The organism is Bifidobacterium sp. LH_450, from assembly GCF_056356715.1.
The window spans coordinates 261073-281236 of the sequence record NZ_JBKEUU010000003.1; the positions used below are offsets into that span (position 1 = coordinate 261073).

A 20164-nucleotide genomic window follows, 5' to 3' on the forward strand; every position below is an offset into this window, starting at 1 on the left:
CCGGCTTCCGAACCGCTTTTTTAGCGGTAGGAAGCCGGCTGAATCTTCCATAGCGGCGCCGAAGCACCGCTCAAAGCACCCTAAGACGGCGCTTGCAACCCGCGGACGAGCCGCAGGGAAAGCGCAATCTTAGATCATGTCGACGTCGGGCGCGGCGGTCGCGATGTCGCGGGCGTGCTCGACGACGACGGTGAGCTTGTTGGAATCAAAGGAAATGAAACCGTCGGTCACTTCGAAAGAGCGCTTGGCGCCGTCGGGCTCGACGACGAGGACGGTTCCCTCCTTGATGACGGTCAGCACCGGCTCATGGTCGGGCAGGATGCCCATGCCGCCGTTGTAGGCGGGGATGGTCACGGACTTCGCCGTGCCATGCCACACCGGGCGCGCGGCGGACACGATGTTCACTTCCATGGTTGATCCGGCCATTACTCACCGTATTCCTTCTGCATCTCGTGCCACTTCTTCTCGAGGTCCTCGATGCCGCCGATGCCGGAGAAGGCCTGCTCGGGCACGTTGTCGTACACGCCGTCGCAGATGCGGGTGAAGGCCTCGATCGTTTCCTCGGCCGGCACGTAGGAGCCCTCGACGCCGGTGAACTTTTCAGCGACGTAGAAGTTCTGGCCAAGGAACTGCTCGATCTTGCGGGCGCGGTTGACGGTGGTCTTGTCCTCCTCGCCGAGCTCGTCGATGCCGATCAGGGCGATGATGTCCTGCAGTTCCTTGTTGCGCTGCAGGATGGCCTTGACGCGGTTCGCGCAGTCGTAGTGGGCCTGGCCGACGTAGCGCGGATCGAGGATTCGCGAGGTCGAGGCCAGCGGGTCCACGGCCGGATAGATGCCCTTCGATGCGATGTCGCGCGAAAGCTCGGTGGTGGCGTCGAGGTGGGCGAACGTCGTGGCCGGGGCCGGGTCGGTGTAGTCGTCGGCGGGCACGTAGATGGCCTGCAGCGACGTGATCGAGTGGCCGCGGGTCGAGGTGATGCGCTCCTGCAGCGAACCCATTTCGTCCGCGAGGTTCGGCTGGTAGCCGACGGCGGACGGCATGCGGCCGAGCAGCGTGGAGACCTCGGAGCCTGCCTGCGTGAAGCGGAAGATGTTGTCGATGAACAGCAGCACGTCCTGGTTCTCGACGTCGCGGAAGTACTCCGCCATCGTCAGGGCCGTCAGCGGCACGCGAAGGCGGGTGCCCGGCTGCTCGTCCATCTGGCCGAACACGAGGGCCGTCTTCTCGAGCACGCCGGCTTCGTCCATTTCGCCGATCAGGTCGTTGCCTTCACGGGTACGTTCGCCGACGCCGGCGAACACGGAGACGCCGCCGTGGTTCTGCGCCACGCGCTGGATCATTTCCTGAATCAGCACCGTCTTGCCGACGCCTGCGCCGCCGAACAGGCCGATCTTGCCGCCCTGCACGTACGGGGTCAGCAGGTCGATGACCTTGATGCCCGTTTCGAACATCTGGGTCTTCGACTCGAGCTGGTCGAATGCCGGCGGGTTGCGGTGGATGGGCCAGCGTTCCTTGACCTCGATGTGCTCGCCCGGCTTGGCGTTGAGGATGTTGCCGGCCACGTCGAACACATGGCCCTTGGTCACGTCGCCGACCGGCACCTCGATCGGGCCGCCGGTATCGGTCACTTCGGCGCCGCGCACGAGGCCGTCGGTGGACTTCAGGGCCACGCAGCGGGCCGTGGAGTCGCCGAGGTGCTGCTCGACTTCCAGCGTGATCGTCTGGTTCTTGGTTTCGCCCTCTTCCTGCTCGCCGGTGCCGGCGATCTGCACGGTCAGGGCGTTGTAGATGTCGGGCATGTGGCCGACGGGGAACTCCACGTCGATGACCGAACCCTGGATTCGGGTCACATGGCCGTAAATCGGCTCCGCCGCCACATCGGAAGCAGCCTGGGCTTTGGTCTGTGCCATTTCGCGTTCCTACTCTTCCTTGTTGAGTGCATCGGCGCTGCCGATGATTTCGGTAAGTTCCTGGGTGATCGCAGCCTGGCGCGACGCATTGAGCTTGCGCGTCAGGTCGTCGATGAGGCTGCGGGCGTTGTCCGTTGCGGTGTGCATGGCGTTCTGCCGGCAGGCCACTTCGGAAGCGGCGGCCTGCATGAGGCATTCGTGGATGCGCGAGCGCACGTACTTGGGCAGCACGGCGTCGAGCACTTCCTGCAGGCTCGGCTCGAACGAGTACAGCGGGCGCACGCCGTTGGCGGTGTCCTCGTGCTCGGCCGCCTCGATGTAGTCGTGCACCTCGGGCTCGATGATCTCCACCGGCAGCATGCGCAGCACGCGCACCTTCTGCACCACCATGTTGATGAACTCGGTGTAGACGATGTAGAGCTCGGAGACCCCGCCTTCGTCCGCCGGCTTCATGTAGGCGTCCAGCAGCGCGCTGGAGATGGCGTCGGCGACTTCGACGCCCGGCTTCTCGGTATCGCCTTCCCACGTCTGCGCGAGGTCGCGCTTGCGGTACTTGTAGTACGTCACGCCGCGCCGTCCGTAGACGAACAGCTCCGGCTGCTTGCCCTGGGCGTCCAGCCGGTTGAGCAGATCCTCGGTTTCGTGGATGATCGACGAAGTGTAGGCGCCGGCCATACCTCGATCCGACGTCAAGGCGAGGACGGCGACCCGCGGGTTGTCTTCCTTCTTCTCGGCGATCGGATGCGAGATATGGGAGTGGGATACCAGTGTCTGGACGGCATCGAAAATCGCATCTGTGTAGGGCTTCGCATTCATGGCCACTTCACGTGCCTGCGCGATATGCGAAGCCGCGATCATCTCCTGGGCGTTGAAGATCTTCTCCAGCGAACCTGTGGAGGCGATCCTGCTCTTCAATGCGAGTTGCGATCCCATAGCCTACTTCTTTTCTGCGCTCTTGCCGGACTTCTTGGCCTTGTCGGCTCGAATCTGTTCCTGGTCGACCGGAGTCTGCGTCTGTTCGACCTTCTTGTGCGTCACGAGCGGCTTGCCGGCCTTCGTCACGTACGTTTCGCGGTACGCGTCGATGGCCTTGTCCAGCGCCTCTTCGGTTTCCGAAGTGAACTCTTCCGTTTCGCGGATCGTCTTGAGGATGTCCGTATTGCGGTCGAGGTACTCGAGCATGCCCTTTTCGAACGGCAGGACGTCGGCGATCTCCAGATCGTCGAGCTTGCCGTTGGTGCCTGCCCACACCGACACGACTTCCTCTTCCATCGAGTACGGCGAGAACTGCGGCTGCCGCAGCAGTTCCGTCAGTCGGGCGCCGCGGTTGAGCTGCGCCTTCGAGGCCGCATCCAGATCGGAAGCGAACATCGCGAACGATTCCAGCGAACGGTACCGTGCCAGCGAAATCTTGAGCGTGCCCGAGACTTTCTTCAGCGCCTTCGTCTGCGCGGCGCCGCCGACTCGCGACACCGAAATGCCGACGTCGACAGCGGGCCGCTGGCCGGCGTTGAACAGATCGGACTGAAGGAAGATCTGTCCGTCGGTAATCGAGATTACGTTCGTCGGGATGTACGCCGAGACGTCGTTCGCCTTCGTTTCGACGATCGGCAGGCCGGTCATCGAACCGCCGCCCAGGTCGTCGGAAACGCGGGCGCAGCGTTCCAGCAGGCGGGAGTGCAGGTAGAAAACGTCGCCCGGGTACGCTTCACGCCCCGGCGGGCGGCGCAGCAGCAGCGAGATCGAACGGTACGCTTCGGCCTGCTTGGACAGGTCGTCGAACACGATGAGGACGTCCTTGCCGTTGTACATCCAGTGCTGGCCGATGGCCGAGCCGGTGTACGGGGCGATGTACTTGAAGCCCGCGGAATCGGAAGCCGGGGAGGCCACGATCGTCGTGTACTCCATCGCGCCGGCCTCTTCGAGGCTCTGCTTGACCGAAGCGATCGTCGAGCCCTTCTGGCCGATGGCGACGTAGATGCAGCGCACCTGCTTCTTCGGGTCGCCGGATTCCCAGTTCTTCTTCTGGTTGATGATCGTGTCGATCGCGATGGCGGTCTTGCCGGTCTGGCGGTCGCCGATGATCAGCTGGCGCTGGCCGCGGCCGATCGGCGTCATCGCGTCGATGGCCTTCAGGCCGGTGGCCATAGGCACGTCGACCGGATGGCGGTGCATGACGTCCGGGGCCTGGGCCTCGAGGACGCGCCGGCCTTCGCTCTTGATTTCGCCCAGACCGTCGATCGGGTTGCCGAGCGGGTCGACCACGCGACCCAGGAACCCGTCGCCTACCGGGACGGAGAGCACTTCGCCGGTACGCCGGACCTCCTGGCCTTCCTCGATGCCTGCGAAGTCGCCGAGGATAACCACGCCGATCTCGCGCGCATCAAGGTTGAACGCCAGGCCGAGCGTGCCGTCCTGGAACGTCAGCAGCTCGTTGGCCATGCAACCAGGCAGTCCCGTTACGTGCGCGATGCCGTCGCCGGCCGTAGCCACATGGCCGACCTCGGCGGTAGGCGTGTCCGACGGCTTGTACGAGTCGACGAAGTCATCGAGCGCCTTGCGTATCGTGGCGGGATCAATGGTAAGTTCTGCCATGATCACTCCTTATTGCTGTTTGTCAAAATTCATGCCAGGCCTTCCGGTGCGCGGTGTCGCGCGCCTCGACAGGCCTGCTGTCGGAACGGCGCCTAGAGCGCCGCGCCTGCCTTGGCCTTGCGCTGAAGGTTCTTCAGCTGCGCGACCACGGTGTTGTCGGTCACTTCGTCGCCTACCTGGATGCGCATGCCGCCCAACACGGTTGGATCAACCACGGAATTGATATGTACCGGGCGGCCGACCTTCTTGGAGTAGATGGCGATGAGCTTGTCGATCTGCTCCTGCGTCAACTCCGTCGCCGTGGTGACGGTGACCATCGATTCGCCCATATGGCGGGAGAACTTCTCGATGAGCCACTGGATCGTCTCCAGGAAACGGCGGTTGCGCGGTTCTGCTGCGACATGTTCGGCAAGGCGCACGGTCACCGGATGGAAGTGCATCGGGTCGATCAGGGCGTGCACCAGTTCAATGCGGGCCGATGCAGGCGCCTGGTCGTCGGAAAGGCGCGAACGCACCACCGGAAGGTTCAGCAACGCGGACTGCAGGCGGGCGAGCTCGATTGAGACCTGCAGGGTCTCCTTGTCGGCATCCGCCTTGTACATCATCGCGTCGACGCCGAAATCCTCCACGGCATTGTCGATGTCGTAGGCACGGCTCCAGTTGCGCGAAACCAGGTCGGTCATGATCGTCATCGTGATCGGCAGCACCTTGCCGCCCAGCAGCGTTTCCAGCAGCGCCGTCTTGTCGGACAGCGGCCGGCCCTGGTCGGTCAGGGCGCGCTGCAGGCGCGGGTTCTTGTCGAGCACGCTGGCAATCGTGAACATCTCGTTGCCGAGCGTCCATGCGTCGTCGCCCATGGCCGCGATTTGCTGGGCCATCGAGTCGCGCGACGTGCGGTCGGCCAGACGTGAGGCTTCTCCTCGCAACGTTCACCTCCCTTCCTCGAAGGTTCGAATCACTTCTTGTTGTTTTCGGCTTCCATTTCGGCGATCATCTGGTTGATCATGTCCGACTGGACTGCGTCGTTCTTGAGTTCCGTCTGAAGGATCTTGCCAGCGAGGTTGGTCGCCATTTCGCCCATCTGGCCCTGCAGCTGCACCTTGGCCTTCTGCTGCATGGACTCGATGGAGCGCTCGGCGTTCGCGGTGATCTGGGCGGCTTCCGTTTCGGCGCGGCCGCGGGCATCCGAAATGATGTGGGATGCTTCGGCGCGGGCGTCGTCGCGGATCTTGGAGGCTTCCACGCGTGCGGTGGAGAGCTGTGCCTCGTACTTCTTCTTCGCCTCGTCGGCTTCCTTCTGGGCTTGTTCGGCCTTGGCGATGCCGCCTTCGATCTTGGCAGCGCGCTCGTCGAACACCTTCTGGAGCTTAGGCAGGAAGAGCTTGTAGAAGAACGCCGCAACGATCACGAGAATGATCAGCGACCATACGATGTCGTAGGTCTTGGGCAGGAACAGGCTCACGCCGTCCTCCGCTAGTGTCGCCATGCGTCTTCCTCCTTTCGTCTTCTGGCGCTATGCCGTTGGGTCCGTTGTCGTTCTTGCGGGTCCAGTGGCTCAGCTGAAGATGAAGGCGGCGACGAAGCCGAGGAGCGCCAGGACTTCGACGAATGCCAGGCCGAGGAACATCAGCGTCTGCAGGCGGCCGCCCAGTTCGGGCTGGCGCGCGGTCGATTCGATCGTCTTGCCGATCAGGATGCCCAGACCGATGCCAGGGCCGATTGCGGCGAGACCATAGCCAACGACGTTCAGGTTGCCGGCGACCTCAGCGAGGGTAACGATATCCATGGTTGTGTCCTTTCTGGTTATTGCTTGTCAGCAACAAAAACTTGGGGGCGTTCCGCCAACTGGGCTTCACGCTAGTCGATCTCCGGGTAGCTCATGTTGATGTACGCGGTGGTCAGGATCGCGAAGATGTACGCCTGCAGGGCGGCGACCAGCATTTCGAACAGGTACATGAAGATGCCTGCCGCGAACGTGATGACGCCGAATCCGGCCATCCACTTGTTGACCGCGTCGATGAGGAAGTACTGGGTTGCCGACAGGCACAGGGCCAGGATCAGGTGGCCCGACACCATGTTGGCGAACAGTCGAATCGTCAGCGAGAACGGGCGGATGACGAGCAGCTCAAGCAGCTGGATCGGGGCCAGCAGGATGTAGACCGGCCACGGCACGCCCTTCGGGAACATCTCGTCGCGCAGGAAGTGGCCAAGGCCCTTTTCGCGCACGCCGGCGATCCAGTACTGCACGAAGCACCACAGCGCGAAGATGAGCGGCAGCGTAATCGTAGCGCTGGCCGCGATGTTGAAGCCCGGCACTTCGCCGCACAGGTTGAAGATCAGCATCGTCAGGAACACGGTGAGGATCATCGGCACGTAGCGCTTGCCGCGCACTTCGCCCATGACCTGGTAGACGATGTTCTTTTCAGTGAAGTCGACGACCCACTCGACCGCGCTCTGCCAGCGACCGGGAATGAGCTTGGCGCGCGCGACGGTGATGCCGAGCACGAGCAGCATGATGATCGTGGCGAGGATGCGGACGAAGATGATGCGGTTGATTGCGAACGGAGTGCCCTGGAACAGGATTTCCGGAGGGAGGAAATCCTCGATGCTTGGCATTTCCATCGATGTTTCCGCCAAGCTCACTACGCCCGAGCTGAATGCATCAATCATTCATGCCTCCTGATCTCTCTTGTCAGTTTCTCAAGTCTATCCCAGGTCATTATGGAAATGTGATGAACGTGTTTCCTGCGGTTTTCAACCCCGCGGAAAACCGGTCTTCACAAGTCATCCGCAAAAGCTGGATAGGATTATTAGCCCGGCATTGGACATACCCAGACGCCCGACACGCGCCCTTCGACGCCGCCGAAAATTGTACACCTTGTCCAAGCGCTTCCTTCGGCCGGCGTTCCTGAACGTCAGCCGAGAACTTGGGGAGCGAGCCCGTAGCCGTCGCCGTTCAGCGGCGCGAAGCCGTCGGAACGCGGGCCGGCCGGCGCGTGGCGGATGGAACGGTCGGTGCCCAGCCGCTTGTGGGCGCGCAGTTCCGGCACCTCGCGCAGGTCGTAGGGCGTGGTCTGGTACACCCAGTTGAGCCAGTTGCGCCACAGCAGGTTGGCGTGGGCGCGCCACGAGAACAGCGGCTCGACGCTCGGATCGTCGTGGGGGAAATAATTCTTCGGAAACGGAACGTTTCTCAATCCCTTGTCCATGTCGCGGCGGTATTCCTCCGCGAGCGTATCCTTGCCGTACTCCCAGTGTCCGAGCGCAAAGACCTCCGAAAAATCCCGGGTAGCCAGCAGGCCGGGGCCGGCCTCGGGACCCCACGTCAGCACCTGCAATTCCGGGCGCGCCTTGATGTCGTCCTCGTTGACGGTGGCGAGCCGCGAGTGCGGCTGCAGCGAAATCTCGTCGAAACCGTTCGTCAGGAAGCAGTATTCATCCTGCAGGAACTGCGGGAACACGCCGAACAGCTTTTCGGGAAGGTCGATCTTGCGCACGCCGTAGCGGTGGTAGAGCGCGCCCATCGCGCCCCAGCACAGGTGCATCGTCGAGAAGACGTGCGTCGATGCCCAGTCGAGGATGCGCCGGAACTCGTCCCAGTAGTCGACGTCCTCGAACGCAAGGTGCTCGACCGGCGCTCCGGTGACGACCAGCCCGTCGTAGTAGTTGTCCTCGAACGCCTCGAGCGGCTCGTAGAACTTGACGAGATGGTCGGCGCTCACATGCGTCGACTCGTGCGTCGACGTCTTCATGAAGTCGATTTCCACCTGCAGCGGGCTTTTCGAAATCAGCCGCAGCAGCTGGGTCTCCGTCTCGATCTTCTTCGGCATCAGGTTCAGGATGACGAGCTTGAGCGGACGAATCTCCTGCTGCTCCGCCTCGGGCTTCTCGAGCGCGAAGATGCGCTCGGAGTCGAGGATCGCCCTCGCGGGCAGGCCGGCTGGAATCTTGATAGGCATACGCCCCATTATCCCCCGCTCCCCACCCATCCCCGCCCCCAGTCTCAAATCCCCCCCCTTCTCCCCCTCCACCCTTCCGCTCTCATTCCTCTTCCCTTCCCTCCCCTTTCTCCTTATTCCCCACTCTCAGATCTCCATCAAGCGCGACACGCCGTCTTGACAATGCGCCATTGCTGATTAAATTAATTAGAGCTGCTTGAAGGCAGCCGGCGCGGGGTGGAGCAGCTCGGTAGCTCGCTGGGCTCATAACCCAGAGGTCCAAGGTTCAAATCCTTGCCCCGCTACGATTCACGCCATGAGGTTTATGCAAAAGCCTCCCACACCAACACGGTGCGGGAGGCTTTTGCGTTGCCTTTCCGCAGCGTTCCAGTCGCTCAGGACGTCTCACCGGCTGAAATATATCAAGACGTCTACATTCCAGTCACTGACGACGCCTCACCGACTGAAACATATCCACGAACCTACTTTCCAGTCGCTCACCAGCCGTCAGCGACTGGAAAGTATCACGATAACTACATTCCAGTCACTGAGGACATGTCAGCAACTGAAAAATATTCATGGGCCCACACTCCAGTCGCCTAGACCGTCAGTGACTGAAACATATTCATGGCCCTACATTCCAGTCACTGACGACGCCTCACCGACTGAAAAATATTCATGGGCCCACACTCCAGTCGCCTAGACCGTCAGTGACTGAAACATATTCATGGCCCTACATTCCAGTCACTGACGACGCCTCACCGACTGAAAAATATTCATGGGCCCACACTCCAGTCGCGTAGACCGTCAGTGACTGAAACATATTTATGGATCTACTTTTCAGTCGCCTACGGGCCGTAAGCGACTGGAACGTATTTGGGGAACTATTTTCCAGCGGACGGCGGCGATATGCAGGCATAGTAAAGGGCCGGCCGGGGAGGAGAGACACCCGGTCAGCCCTTTTCAGCAACGTGGCCGCTTAAAGCGAGGGGAAACTGCGGCCCGCTGCCTTCACGTGGACGGCATTACGCCGCCCCAAGTCCTTGCGTTCCAGCCGAACCACCGCTAGACGACGCCCAGTTCCATGAAGCAGCCCGGAAAGCGCTTGGAGGTCCGGCCGCCACGGCTTCGGCAGCGGTTTTGACATCACCGCGGCCAAAACCCGGCATCCATGCGATCCACGAGCGGGGCGTCTTGCCGTGGGCTGCGGCCAGCAGCACAGCGCCTGCGCATGCCAGCGCCAGCGCGATGGCCATCAGGGCGCCGAACGCCATGCCGGTCTGGGCGAGCGGCGTCGGGGCTGCGGCCTCTTCGTCGGCCTGCGGCGTTTCCGGTTCGTCGAACGAGGCCGGCGTCACCGGAGGCTCGGATTCCTCCAGCTCTTCGTCGGGCCCGGGTTCCGGTTCGTCGGGGCCGATGACGCGCACGCGCTCCCACGCGTCGTTGTACGCGCTGGCGTACGGCATCACGCGGTCGTCGCCGCCGAACGAGTAGACGAACACGTACCAGCCGGCTTCCTCGGCCTCGATCGTCACCGGATCGCCATGTGCGTCGGCAATGCCGCCGCCCACGCGGATCGTTCCGTTGACGGCCGGGTAATCCCAGGTCCCCACCAGCTTGCGCTTCACCTCGCCGCCGTCAGTGCCATCGTCAGTGCCGTCGTCGCCAGTACCGCTGTCGGCATCATCGTTATCCACCGAACCGTCCGTCGAGCCGTCATCCGACCCATCGGCAGCCCCGCCGTCGTCAACACCGCTATCGGCACCCCCTCCCGACACATCCACGACATCGTCGGGAACCTCTTCGGTATCCGGCTTGGCATCGGCAGCGGCCCAGTAGACGCTCACCTGCGCCAGCGGCTCGTCGCCGCCGATGCCGAGCGTTTCGGACCCTTCGAACGACCCGTGGTTGTCCGGGAACCCGTCGACGACGATCGTGTCGGTCATTTCGGAGCCGACGCGCGCCGTGTGCTCGGTCACCGTCGACGACACGTTCAGCTTCGCCCGGTGCACGTTCGTTTCGTCCGGCTCGAGGAACCCGCTGACCACGTCGCACGCCAGATACTGCGCCGCGTCCGAGCTCTGCCGGTCGCGTTCGATGGCCCACACCCACGTGCCGAACGCCCCTTCATCGCCGACAACGTACGGTTCTTCCCCGTCGAAGCCGCCGGTCACGGCGGTGACCGCTTTGCTCTCTCCAGCCGCGCCGAACGACGCGCTGCCATACGCCGCGACCTTGTACCCGAGCCCTTCGAGCCGCGAGACGAACGACGCCGCCGGCTCGCACGGCGACGGTTCGACCGCCGCGCCGATCTGGTCCGAAGCCAGCCCGTCGAAATACCATCCGGTTGCGTCAAGCGTTACGCCGCCAGGCCAGGAATCTGCAGCGTCGCCGAGCGTTACCGTCACGTCGTCGCTCACCGTCGCGCCCGGATCGAGCACCTTCGGCGACGTCACCGTGCCGATGGCCGGCGCAAACGTTTTCTTCACTGGAAACGTCAGCGGCGTCGACGCAGCCATCGTTCCCGGCCCCAGCCTGACAAGGTCCTGCTGGCTCGTGGCCCGCTGCAGCGTGCCGACCGGCATCTCCACCGTCGCCGACACGTCGCCTTCGCCGGTGGCGACCCAGTTGACATTGATCGCGGTGCCGTTCGCGACGCCGGAAACCTGCTTCGAGCCGTTGGAGAACGTCGCCGGACCGTTCAGCCGCACCGTGTAGCTGGAACCGGACACGTAGTCGCCGGCGGCGTTCGTCATCTTCAGCGTAACGGTGCCGGAACGGTGCCCGTCGGCGTAGCCCATCGAAATCTTGAGGTCCGACGGCACCGCGGCCGCAGCCTTGCGCAGCATCGCTTCGGCCCGCACGAACAGATGCGGCGCCGCCGTTTCCAGATACGCACGCTCCGTCGCCCAATCGTGGTCGCCTTCGGTGACGTCGAACGCGTCGTGGACGATGATCGCGAGCGCGCCCTCGTCGTTCGGGTTGCCTTTGCCGGAATACTGTTCCAGCGCCCACGCGATCTGCCGGTTCTCCACGGTGTCGGGAAGGTCCGAGATTCCGGTGACCGTATAGTCGGTGCGGATGGCGTTTTCAATACAGTAATATATATTGCCGTTCTCGTCGCGGCCGATCAGTCCCAGCCCCGAGGTCAGCCCGTCGTATGTATAGGTGTAGTAGTCGCCGGAAACCGCCCGGCTGAGCGTGAGCGTTTCGAAAGCGCTCGCCGGCGCTGCCGCCGCGCACGCCACGGCAATCGCTGCCACGGCGCCTGCCGCCCTGCCCAGCGTTCTTCGTAACCAAGATTGGCGCGCCCCGCTGCCCGCACGCCCCTCGCCGCACGTTCCCCGCGCCTTGCGTTGCCAGTTCATTGCGTTCTTCCTTTCCGTTCGGGTCGTTCCGTTCGGTTCGGCATGCGCTTGCAGCGCTCCTGCCGTGCTTTCGAGCTTTCCATTGCCGGCGGGGGTCGGGAAAGCGCGAAGGGTGCCTGTGGATGGCAACGTGTGTCGCATAGGGGATTGTGGATAACCGGTCAGTTATCACCAACTTGTCCACATAACGGGACAGTACCCCCGAAAACATGCGAAAATCGCAAAATATCAAGCATTTCCTTAAATCGTCGTTACAAACTCACCTAGAATGAATTTATGGTTGATAACAAAGAGGAAAATCCGGGCACCGCGGCGCAGGCCGCCGATGCCGCTGAATCTGGCGTGAAGAAGACGCGCCGTACCGCCAAGGCGACGAAGGGCGCCGCGAAGACCACCCGCAAGGCAGCCAAGCCGCGCACGCAGAGCGCGCAGGCCGCCGCCGCTCCCGGCGAACACCCGGCCCAGCCGATCGAAGTGAGCGAACCGGGCCAGTTCGGCCGCATCAACATCATGGGCTTCTCCCCGGATGTGGAGGACGGCGTCTATCCGGCGCGCGTCGAGCTCGGCGAACCGTTCCACGTCAGCGCCGAAGTGTTCATGGAAGGACGCATGAAGGTCGGCGCCACCGCCGTGCTGCGCACCCCGCGCGGCCGCGACGCGCTCGCCGTGCCGATGACCTGCACGAATCCCGGCATCGACGTGTGGGAAGCGACGCTGCAGGCCGGCGAACACTCTGACCTGGCGCCGTGGGAGGAAGGCTTCGCCGCCGTCAAGCGGCAGCTGGGTGCCTACTCCGTCGTCATCCAGGGCTGGGAGGACACCTACGCCAGCTGGCTGCACGACGCGCGCATCAAGATTTCGGTGGACGACGACGTCGAGAACGTGCTGGCGTACGGCGCGGCGATGCTCGCCCGCTGGGCCAAAACGAAGGACGCGGGCCTGAACGCCGAGGAGAAGAAGGAGCTGGCCGCCGCCGCCAAGCTGATGGCCGACAAGGAACTGCCGGTCGCCGACCGCTTCGCCGCCGCCGACAACGAGCGGATCGCCGCGCTGCACGCCGAGCACCCGCTGCGCGACGGGCTGAGCGAAAGCCGGCCGCACGCGCTGCAGGTCGAGCGCCCGAAGTCGAGCTTCGCCGCCTGGTACCAGTTCTTCCCGCGCTCCGAAGGCGCCTACGTCGACGAGGCGACCGGCCAGATCGTGCAGGGCACGTTCAAGACGGCCGTTTCCGGCCTGGAACGCGCCGCCGCCGAAGGCTTCAACATCGTGTACCTGCCGCCGATCTTCCCAATCGGCACGACGAACCGCAAGGGCAAGGACGGCGCGCTGGTGGCGCAGGAAGGCGAGCCGGGTTCGCCGTTCGGCATCGGCAGCGAACTGGGCGGCCACGACACCGTCGACCCGCTGCTCGGCACGCTCGACGATTTCAAGGCGTTCTGCGGCCGCGCCCACGAACTGGGGCTGGAAATCGCGCTTGATTTCGCGCTGCAGTGCTCCCCCGACCATCCGTGGGTCAAGGAGCACCCGAACTGGTTCCGCACGAAGGAGGATGGTTCGATCGCCTTCGCCGAGAACCCGCCGAAGAAGTACCAGGACATCTACCCGATCGACTTCAACGCCGACCTCGAGGGCATCGAGAAGGAAACGGTGCGCATCATGACGCACTGGATCGAAGCCGGCGTGACGGTGTTCCGCGTCGACAACCCGCACACGAAGCCGGTGCGCTTCTGGCAGGACGTCATCGAAGCGGTGCACAAGAAGCACCCGGAGGTGCTGTTCCTGGCCGAGGCGTTCACCCGCCCGTCGATGGTGCGCGCCCTGAGCTACGCCGGCTTCACGCAGTCGCACTGCTACTTCCCGTGGCGCAACACGAAGGAGGAGCTCGAGGAGTTCCTCGCCGAAACGAACGGCACCGGCGGCTACTACCAGCACAACACGTTCTGGCCCACCACGCCGGACATCCTCACCGAATACCTGCGCGACAACGGCGTGGCCGGCCACGCGGTGCGCGCCGTGCTCGCCGCGATGGGCTCGCCGAGCTGGGGCATCTACAACGGCTACGAGCTGATCGAGAACACGCAGCGCGCCGGCCACGAAGAGCAGGCCGACAACGAGAAGTACGAGGTGAAGGTCCGCGACTGGAGCCGGGCCGACGAGTACGGCATCAGCGTGCTGCTGGGCTCGCTCAACCGCATCCGCGACGCCCACCCGGCCTGCCGCAGCTACCACAACCTGACGGTGCTGCGCACCGACGACCCGTCGATCGTCGCCTTCGCGCGCCGCACGCCGGGCCGCTTCACCGAGTCGGGCAAGGACGACGTGGTCATCACGGTGGTCAATCTCGACGGGCACAACGAGCACAAGACGCTCGTGCACGTTCCGCTCGACGAGCTCGGGCTGCCGACCGACCAGCCGTTCCACGTTCACGACGAGCTGACCGGCCGCGACTTCGACTGGAGCTGGGAGAACTACGTGTCGCTCGCCCCGTGGGCGGACGTCGCGCACATCCTCTCCGTCGAACTGTAGTTTCCCGCCGTTTTCCAAGATTTTCCGGAAAACGGATTTCGGAAACCAGAACGCCGCTTCCCTCCCTTCGGGAAGCGGCTTTTTCGTAAGCCTGGAACGCTGCCGGCGGCCGGCTCCCCTACGTTGCGTCCGCAGCCGCTTAATCTTGGTTTTTTGCAGGCCGCAGCCGCGAAAACCGGCAATCTTCCCGCCCCGGCAGTTCCCCGCGCTGCATAGCTGAGAAGCCAAGACTCAGGTTTGCGGAGAAAATCGGCGCGACGGTTCACGCAAGCGGGTATTGTGGGGCTTGGATTATCCGAAATCCTTAACCTTTGCAAGGAGACAACATGGCAGAAACGTTCAATGTCGTCGTGGAGATCCCCCGCGGCTCCAAGAACAAGTACGAAGTGGACCAGGCTTCCGGCCGCGTGTTCCTGGATCGCACGCTGTTCACGGCGATGGGCTACCCGGATGACTACGGCTACATCGACGGCACGCTCGGCGAAGACGGCGACCCGCTCGACTGCCTGGTGATGGTGTCCGATTCCGTGTTCCCGGGCTGCGTCATCAAGTGCCGCGCCGTCGGCCTGTACCACATGGTCGACGAGGAAGGCGGCGACGACAAGGTCCTCGCCGTTCCGGACGACGTGCGCTACGACAACATCAAGGATATCTCCGACGTTTCCGAGTTCCACAAGGCGGAGATCAAGCACTTCTTCGAGCAGTACAAGGCGCTCGAGCCGGGCAAGGAAGTCATGCCGGGAGATTACTGGGCCGACGCCGCCACCGCCGATAAGGAGATCAAGGCCGCCCGCGAACGCCTCGCCAAGGAACAGGCGAAGGAAGACAAGCTCGACGCCAAGGAAGAAGCCGAAGTCAGCCCCGAACTCGGCCTGTGATTTAAGATTCCTTAGCCGCCCCGGTTTACACGGACGCCACTCCCGCTGGCGGGAGTCAAAAACCGCGAAGCGGTTTTTGGTGGGTGGTCGCAAACGCCGAAGGCGTTTGCGCGAACACGAGGTGGAGGGCGTAGCCCTCCGGCGAGTGTTCGCATTGTGGAGCGAGCGATTGCCGCGCTCTAACAATGCGAATGCTCACGGAGGGCTACGCCCTCCATTCGCATTCGCGCAAACTCGGCTTCGCCGGTTTGCGACCACCCCTCGGATCGCCATCGCCTTCGGCTCGGCTCTCCGGCCCCCGCCAGCGGGGGCGAGTTATTAGCACAATGCGTTGGCGAGGGCGGCCAGGGCTACCACGCCGCCGGTGAGCATGACGGGGAGCAGGCCGATGCCGAGCCACGGAGAGTGGGCGCCGGGATAGGGCTGGGCTTCCTTCTTCCAACGGTGGGAGGCGAAGGCGAGCGCCACGGCGACGAGGACGACGGCGATGACGCCGAGCAGCCACGCGACGTGCAGCGACGAGGAGCCACCGAAGCCGACGACCGTCGTGTTGGTGAACAGGTACGGGAAGAAGCACCAGCCGGCGCACAGAATCGACGCGACGCCGTCAAGCACCATGTCGGACAGCTGCATGATCAGGTTGGAACGGTCTTTGCGGGCCATCTGGCGCACGAACCCGGCGACGATGAGCAGCACGAGCAGCACGCCGGCGCCGACCAGCCACGCCTGCGGCATCAGGTAGTCGGCGGCGTTCTGGCCGTCTTGCGCAGCCACCTTCGACGCGTCGAACACGACGTTGCCGAGCCACGGCGTGGTGGCGAACACCATCGACGCGAAGCCGGCGACCAGCGCGATGATGCGCCCCGGAACCCCGTCGCGCAGCGGGTCGAAGAACGCGAAGATGACGATCATCGCCACGACGGCCGTCGTCGTGAACGAGAACGACAGCGACGTGGGATCGAGCGAGCGTCCTCCCGGCAGCAGCGCCAGCACCACCAGCACCGCGTATGCAATGAGCTGTACCGCCAGCGTCCAGCTGAACGGCCGCGGGTTCTCTACGGCGAGCCCCTCGCCTGCCGTCTGCGTATCTGCCATGTCGCCTACCCTTCCCAAACGGAACGCTTCCCGAACGGAGCGCGTTCCAAACGAAAGCCTGGAATACCGGCCCGCAACGAACGCGCGGGAAGCGTTCGCGCCGGCCCACCAATCTTGGTTCAAATGTAGCCGCAAGCCCCCACATACGCAGGCGCCGGCACCATGCGCAACCCAGTGCAGCCCCTATCCCCCTCCCCGCCGTCGTGTCAGCAACGGACTGGCCCAGGGCCACGCCGCCCCGGTACCCCCGCCATTGCCCGCCGCCCGGCGAGCGCACCGCCCGCACCGCCACCGTCCGTAACGGTGACCACATTGCATTCGCTGAATTGCAAAATACTTTCCGTCCACTAAACTTTTGCTCAAAACTGCAATGACGGGCTTCCTTTGCCGCGAACGCACGCCGCATCCGGCGCGGGCCGTGCGTACCGCGAGCGGCTTCCAGCGTTTCCAACGCCGCGCTGGGCAAACCGGAACCGTCGCGGACCACGGGAGGAGCCTAGCGGTGACGGACCTTACTTTGATGACGTTTGCCACGGATCCTGCCACCGTGCTCCCCTCCCTCGCGCTGCTCTCCCACCGCGTGCGCGTGCTGCCGATGGACGCAGCCAGCCTCGTGAAGATGCCGGAGAACACCGTCCTCTTCCTCGACGCGCGCGACGACCTGGCCACCGCGAAAACGCTGTGCCGGCTGATTCACGCCTCCGGACTGTCGACGCCGATCATCCTCATCCTCACCGAAGGCGGCTTCACCGTCGTCAATTCGCAGTGGGGCATCGCCGACGTCATCGTCAACACCGCATCCCCCGCCGAAGTGGAGGGGCGGCTGCGGCTCGTGTCGGAACGCGGCAACGCCGTCATGCTCTCCGGAGCGGGCGCGGGCGCCGCTGCCGGCGACGACCAGGAGGACGGCATGATCCGCTGCGGCGATCTCGTCGTGGACACGAATGGCTACACGGCGAGCCTGCGCAACGTCCCGATCGACCTCGCGTACAAGGAATTCGAGCTGCTCAAGTACCTCGTGCAGCATCCGGGGCGCGTATTCACCCGCGCGCAGCTGCTGCAGGAAGTGTGGGGCTACGACTACTACGGCGGCACGCGCACCGTCGACGTACACATCCGTCGCTTGCGCGCCAAGCTGGGCGGCGAGTACGAGCACCTGATCGGCACCGTGCGCAACGTCGGCTACCGCTTCGACCCGCCGGAAGCAGCCAGCGACGCGGAGTAACGGCTCCGGTTCTGTACGTTTTCCCAAGATTTTCTTTCCGGAATTTCCCAAGATTCCGCTGAGGTTCCGCACGGTTCGTACAGTTCGGCTTGCGACGCCCATAGCCGCCCTGAAAGCTGCGCACCTTCCGCAGCTTCCCTCCCGGCGCGTACCATGGGAACCGTTACCGCCGAGGCGACGAACGCCGGGCAGCCGGCGACCGGCAACGCAACCGGCAATGCGGGCGGCAACGACAACGGCGAAGGAGGGGCCATGCCACGCGAATCGAAGAAGGCGCGCCTTGCGCGGATGCACCTGGAATACGACCAGCTGTGCGAGGAGATTCCCGACCCGCAGTGCGCGCTCGACTTCACGAACCCGTTCGAGCTGCTCATCGCCACCGTCCTGAGCGCCCAATGCACCGACAAGAAGGTCAATTCGGTCACGCCGACGCTCTTCGGCCGCTATCCGGACGCCGAAACGCTCGCCGAAGCGCGCGTCGAGGAGGTCGAGGAGATCATCCACCCGCTCGGCTTCTACCACGCCAAGACCTCGCACATCCTCTCGCTGTCCGCCGCGCTCGTCGACCGCTTCGGCGGCGAGGTCCCGCAGACGATGGAGGAACTGACGACGCTGCCGGGCGTGGGCCGCAAGACGGCCAACGTCGTGCTCGGCAACGCGTTCAACGTCCCCGGCTTCCCGGTCGACACGCACGTCATCCGCGTCACCGGGCGCCTGCGCTGGCGCACCGACTGGAACAAGGCGAAGCCGGACCCGGTCGCCATCGAAGAGGAGATCACGGCGTGCTTCCCGCCGGAGGAATGGACCAACCTGTCCCACCGGCTCATTTTGCACGGCCGCGCCATCTGCAAGGCCCGCAAGCCGCTGTGCGCCGAGTGCCCGCTCAACACCACCTGCCCGTCCGCTCCCGGCTTCCTGATGCCGGAACTGTGCGGCAAGTAGGCGAGCAATAAATATAAACAAAGGAGCCAAGCCGGCGAGCGGAAACGTTCCGAACGGTGCCGGACGGGGAAAATCTTGGGAACGAGCCGTCCGGAATCTTGAGGAAAAACCGCGCAATCGAGGAGATTTACTAGACTGGTGACCCTATGAAGAAGAGGAAAGAGCGCGGGGGCGCCCGCCGTTTCGTCGTATTCGTCGCCGTCGTCGCCGTGCTGGCCATCGTCGCCTCGATTACCGTGACGCTGGTACGCAACCGGCACACCGTTGCCGGCAGCGGCACGGTGGAATCCGACACGACGTTCGTCATCGGGCTCACCGACACCCCGTCGTCGCTCGATATCCGCACCGACAGCGACGCCGGCATCGAGCAGGCGCTGCTCGCCAACGTCTACGAAACGCTCGTCGCCCGCGACAACGACAACAACCTGGTCGCCGGGCTCGCGCAACGCTGGGACGTTGCGGACAACGGGCTGACGTATACGTTCCATCTTCACAGCGGCATGCGGTTCGCGAACGGGGATTCGCTGGACGCCGGCGACGTCGTATGGTCGCTGCAGCAGATCGTGTCGAACAAGTACGTCGGCTACGACGAGCTCGGCTCGCTTGCGTCGGTGTCGAATCCCGACGACGATACCGTCGTCATCAAGCTTTCCTCCCCCAATCCGCGGCTGCTGCGCGCGCTGAGCGGCCGCGCCGGCATCGTCTACGACCGCGCCGTCGAATCTTCCCTAGATTATGCAAGCCAAGCCGCCGGCAGCGGCCCGTTCACCGTCGCGTCGTTCGGCGACGGCAAGCTGGTGCTGCAGCGCAACGCCCGCTACTGGGGCACCGCCGCGAAGGCGTCCCAGATTACGCTCAAGTACTACGACAACGAAACGGCGCTCGTTTCCGACCTCAACGACAACGTCATCAACATGGCGCTGCCGACGCGCGCCTCGTCGATCGAGGACGCGCAGTCCAACCCGACGTTCTCGGTGAGCACCGGCGTCAGCTGCGAGAAGGTGCTCGTCGGCTTCAACAACGCGTCGTCGTCGATCCTCTCCGACGTGCAGGTGCGGCAGGCGGTGCGGTACGCGCTGGACGCCGAGCAGATCGCGAAGGACCAGCCGGACGCGAACGCGGAGCTGTCGGGGCCGATCGGGCAGCTGGAACCGGGCTACGAGGATCTCGACGACCTGTTTCCCCACGACGTCGCCAAGGCGCGCTCGATGCTCTCCTATTTCTATGCGAGCTACCTGGGGACGCTGGACCTCATCGTGCCGTACCGCTACGAGGAGCTCGGGCAGACGATCGAGCAAAACCTCGAGGAGGCGGGGCTGCGCGTGCAGCTGGAAACGATCGACGCCGCCACGCTCGACCAGCGCGTCGCCGACGGCGACTTCGACCTGGCGCTGATGACGATGGACGAACCGGGCGACTACTCGGCGTTCGCAACCGGCGCCGCGCCGTTCCACTACGTCAACGGGCAGGCGCAGGACGCATACAAGGCGGCGCTGGCGGCGACCAACGACGACGACTACGTGGCGAACCTGAAGAAGTTCGCGCGCATCGTCAGCGAGGACGCGGCGAGCGGCTGGCTGTATACGCGCAAGGATTTCGTCGTCACGAAGGCGCGGCTGCAGGGCTACCCGACGAACTTCACCACGCGGTACCTGCCGCTGGCGAACCTGACGCGCTGAGCGGG

At 64.1% G+C, this 20164-nt stretch carries 16 protein-coding genes and 1 tRNA gene; 6 read left to right on the top strand and 11 right to left on the bottom strand.

Annotated features, from left to right (window positions below):
* Positions 1–129 precede the first annotated feature (129 nt).
* From AC1AXT_RS05750 to AC1AXT_RS05790, 9 genes are all read right to left on the bottom strand, one after another.
* Positions 130–426: a F0F1 ATP synthase subunit epsilon gene (locus AC1AXT_RS05750; protein ID WP_476541897.1), complete on the bottom strand. Its 297-nt coding sequence runs from the start codon at positions 424–426 to the stop codon at positions 130–132.
* Entirely contained in the window at positions 426–1913 is a 1488-nt protein-coding gene (gene atpD / locus AC1AXT_RS05755; RefSeq protein WP_476541899.1) for a F0F1 ATP synthase subunit beta, read from the bottom strand. The genes AC1AXT_RS05750 and atpD overlap by 1 nt, the downstream gene beginning before the upstream one ends.
* Positions 1914–1922: 9 nt before the next feature.
* Positions 1923–2846: a F0F1 ATP synthase subunit gamma gene (locus tag AC1AXT_RS05760; protein ID WP_476541901.1), complete on the bottom strand. Its 924-nt coding sequence runs from the start codon at positions 2844–2846 to the stop codon at positions 1923–1925.
* 3 nt (positions 2847–2849) lie between these two features.
* Positions 2850–4508 (bottom strand): F0F1 ATP synthase subunit alpha, encoded by a 1659-nt coding sequence (gene atpA / locus AC1AXT_RS05765; protein ID WP_476541902.1) that lies wholly within the window; start codon positions 4506–4508, stop codon positions 2850–2852.
* 92 nt (positions 4509–4600) lie between these two features.
* On the bottom strand, positions 4601–5434 hold the full coding sequence (locus AC1AXT_RS05770; RefSeq protein WP_476541904.1) for a F0F1 ATP synthase subunit delta: 834 nt from the start codon (positions 5432–5434) through the stop codon (positions 4601–4603).
* A gap of 29 nt (positions 5435–5463) precedes the next feature.
* Positions 5464–5994 carry a F0F1 ATP synthase subunit B gene (locus AC1AXT_RS05775; protein ID WP_476541905.1) on the bottom strand — a complete coding sequence of 177 codons (531 nt, stop codon included), beginning with the start codon at positions 5992–5994 and terminating at the stop codon, positions 5464–5466.
* 69 nt (positions 5995–6063) lie between these two features.
* Complete coding sequence (gene atpE / locus AC1AXT_RS05780; protein ID WP_163227922.1) at positions 6064–6294, bottom strand: ATP synthase F0 subunit C; 231 nt, start codon at positions 6292–6294, stop codon at positions 6064–6066.
* Positions 6295–6365: 71 nt separating this feature from the next.
* The gene (atpB, locus tag AC1AXT_RS05785; protein ID WP_476541907.1) at positions 6366–7178 is read right to left on the bottom strand and encodes a F0F1 ATP synthase subunit A; all 813 of its coding nucleotides are present in this window, start codon (positions 7176–7178) and stop codon (positions 6366–6368) included.
* Between the two features lie 245 nt (positions 7179–7423).
* Positions 7424–8467, bottom strand: a complete 1044-nt coding sequence (locus tag AC1AXT_RS05790) for a homoserine O-succinyltransferase (protein WP_476541909.1) — start codon at positions 8465–8467, stop codon at positions 7424–7426.
* A gap of 210 nt (positions 8468–8677) precedes the next feature.
* Here AC1AXT_RS05790 and AC1AXT_RS05795 point away from each other — a divergent pair.
* Positions 8678–8751, top strand: a tRNA-Met gene (locus AC1AXT_RS05795).
* A 720-nt stretch (positions 8752–9471) separates the two neighbouring features.
* Here the strand turns inward: AC1AXT_RS05795 and AC1AXT_RS05800 are convergent.
* Positions 9472–11709, bottom strand: a complete 2238-nt coding sequence (locus tag AC1AXT_RS05800; RefSeq protein ID WP_476541911.1) for a peptidase — start codon at positions 11707–11709, stop codon at positions 9472–9474.
* A 381-nt stretch (positions 11710–12090) separates the two neighbouring features.
* Between AC1AXT_RS05800 and AC1AXT_RS05805 the strand changes: the two genes are divergently transcribed.
* Entirely contained in the window at positions 12091–14340 is a 2250-nt protein-coding gene (locus tag AC1AXT_RS05805) for a maltotransferase domain-containing protein (RefSeq protein ID WP_476541912.1), read from the top strand.
* A 326-nt stretch (positions 14341–14666) separates the two neighbouring features.
* Positions 14667–15218 carry an inorganic diphosphatase gene (locus tag AC1AXT_RS05810; RefSeq protein ID WP_476541914.1) on the top strand — a complete coding sequence of 184 codons (552 nt, stop codon included), beginning with the start codon at positions 14667–14669 and terminating at the stop codon, positions 15216–15218.
* 318 nt (positions 15219–15536) lie between these two features.
* Here the strand turns inward: AC1AXT_RS05810 and AC1AXT_RS05815 are convergent, their stop codons facing one another.
* On the bottom strand, positions 15537–16313 hold the full coding sequence (locus AC1AXT_RS05815) for a hypothetical protein (RefSeq protein WP_476541916.1): 777 nt from the start codon (positions 16311–16313) through the stop codon (positions 15537–15539).
* Positions 16314–16815: 502 nt separating this feature from the next.
* Between AC1AXT_RS05815 and AC1AXT_RS05820 the strand changes: the two genes are divergently transcribed.
* From AC1AXT_RS05820 to AC1AXT_RS05830, 3 genes are all read left to right on the top strand, one after another.
* Positions 16816–17538, top strand: coding sequence for a winged helix-turn-helix transcriptional regulator (locus AC1AXT_RS05820; RefSeq protein WP_476541918.1), 723 nt, complete (start codon positions 16816–16818; stop codon positions 17536–17538).
* Between the two features lie 252 nt (positions 17539–17790).
* Positions 17791–18480, top strand: a complete 690-nt coding sequence (nth, locus tag AC1AXT_RS05825) for an endonuclease III (RefSeq protein ID WP_476541986.1) — start codon at positions 17791–17793, stop codon at positions 18478–18480.
* Positions 18481–18626: 146 nt separating this feature from the next.
* Positions 18627–20159 (top strand): ABC transporter substrate-binding protein, encoded by a 1533-nt coding sequence (locus AC1AXT_RS05830; protein ID WP_476541919.1) that lies wholly within the window; start codon positions 18627–18629, stop codon positions 20157–20159.
* The last annotated feature ends 5 nt before the right edge of the window (positions 20160–20164 follow it).

Coding starts and splice junctions, on each gene's coding strand:
- AC1AXT_RS05805 (WP_476541912.1), top strand. CDS start 12,091: ATGGTTGATAACAAAGAGGAAAATCCGGGCACCGCGGCGCAGGCCGCC.
- AC1AXT_RS05810 (WP_476541914.1), top strand. CDS start 14,667: ATGGCAGAAACGTTCAATGTCGTCGTGGAGATCCCCCGCGGCTCCAAG.
- nth (WP_476541986.1), top strand. CDS start 17,791: ATGCCACGCGAATCGAAGAAGGCGCGCCTTGCGCGGATGCACCTGGAA.
- AC1AXT_RS05815 (WP_476541916.1), bottom strand. CDS start 16,313: ATGGCAGATACGCAGACGGCAGGCGAGGGGCTCGCCGTAGAGAACCCG.
- atpB (WP_476541907.1), bottom strand. CDS start 7,178: ATGATTGATGCATTCAGCTCGGGCGTAGTGAGCTTGGCGGAAACATCG.
- atpE (WP_163227922.1), bottom strand. CDS start 6,294: ATGGATATCGTTACCCTCGCTGAGGTCGCCGGCAACCTGAACGTCGTT.
- AC1AXT_RS05760 (WP_476541901.1), bottom strand. CDS start 2,846: ATGGGATCGCAACTCGCATTGAAGAGCAGGATCGCCTCCACAGGTTCG.
- AC1AXT_RS05830 (WP_476541919.1), top strand. CDS start 18,627: ATGAAGAAGAGGAAAGAGCGCGGGGGCGCCCGCCGTTTCGTCGTATTC.
- AC1AXT_RS05790 (WP_476541909.1), bottom strand. CDS start 8,467: ATGCCTATCAAGATTCCAGCCGGCCTGCCCGCGAGGGCGATCCTCGAC.
- AC1AXT_RS05775 (WP_476541905.1), bottom strand. CDS start 5,994: ATGGCGACACTAGCGGAGGACGGCGTGAGCCTGTTCCTGCCCAAGACC.
- atpD (WP_476541899.1), bottom strand. CDS start 1,913: ATGGCACAGACCAAAGCCCAGGCTGCTTCCGATGTGGCGGCGGAGCCG.
- atpA (WP_476541902.1), bottom strand. CDS start 4,508: ATGGCAGAACTTACCATTGATCCCGCCACGATACGCAAGGCGCTCGAT.
- AC1AXT_RS05750 (WP_476541897.1), bottom strand. CDS start 426: ATGGCCGGATCAACCATGGAAGTGAACATCGTGTCCGCCGCGCGCCCG.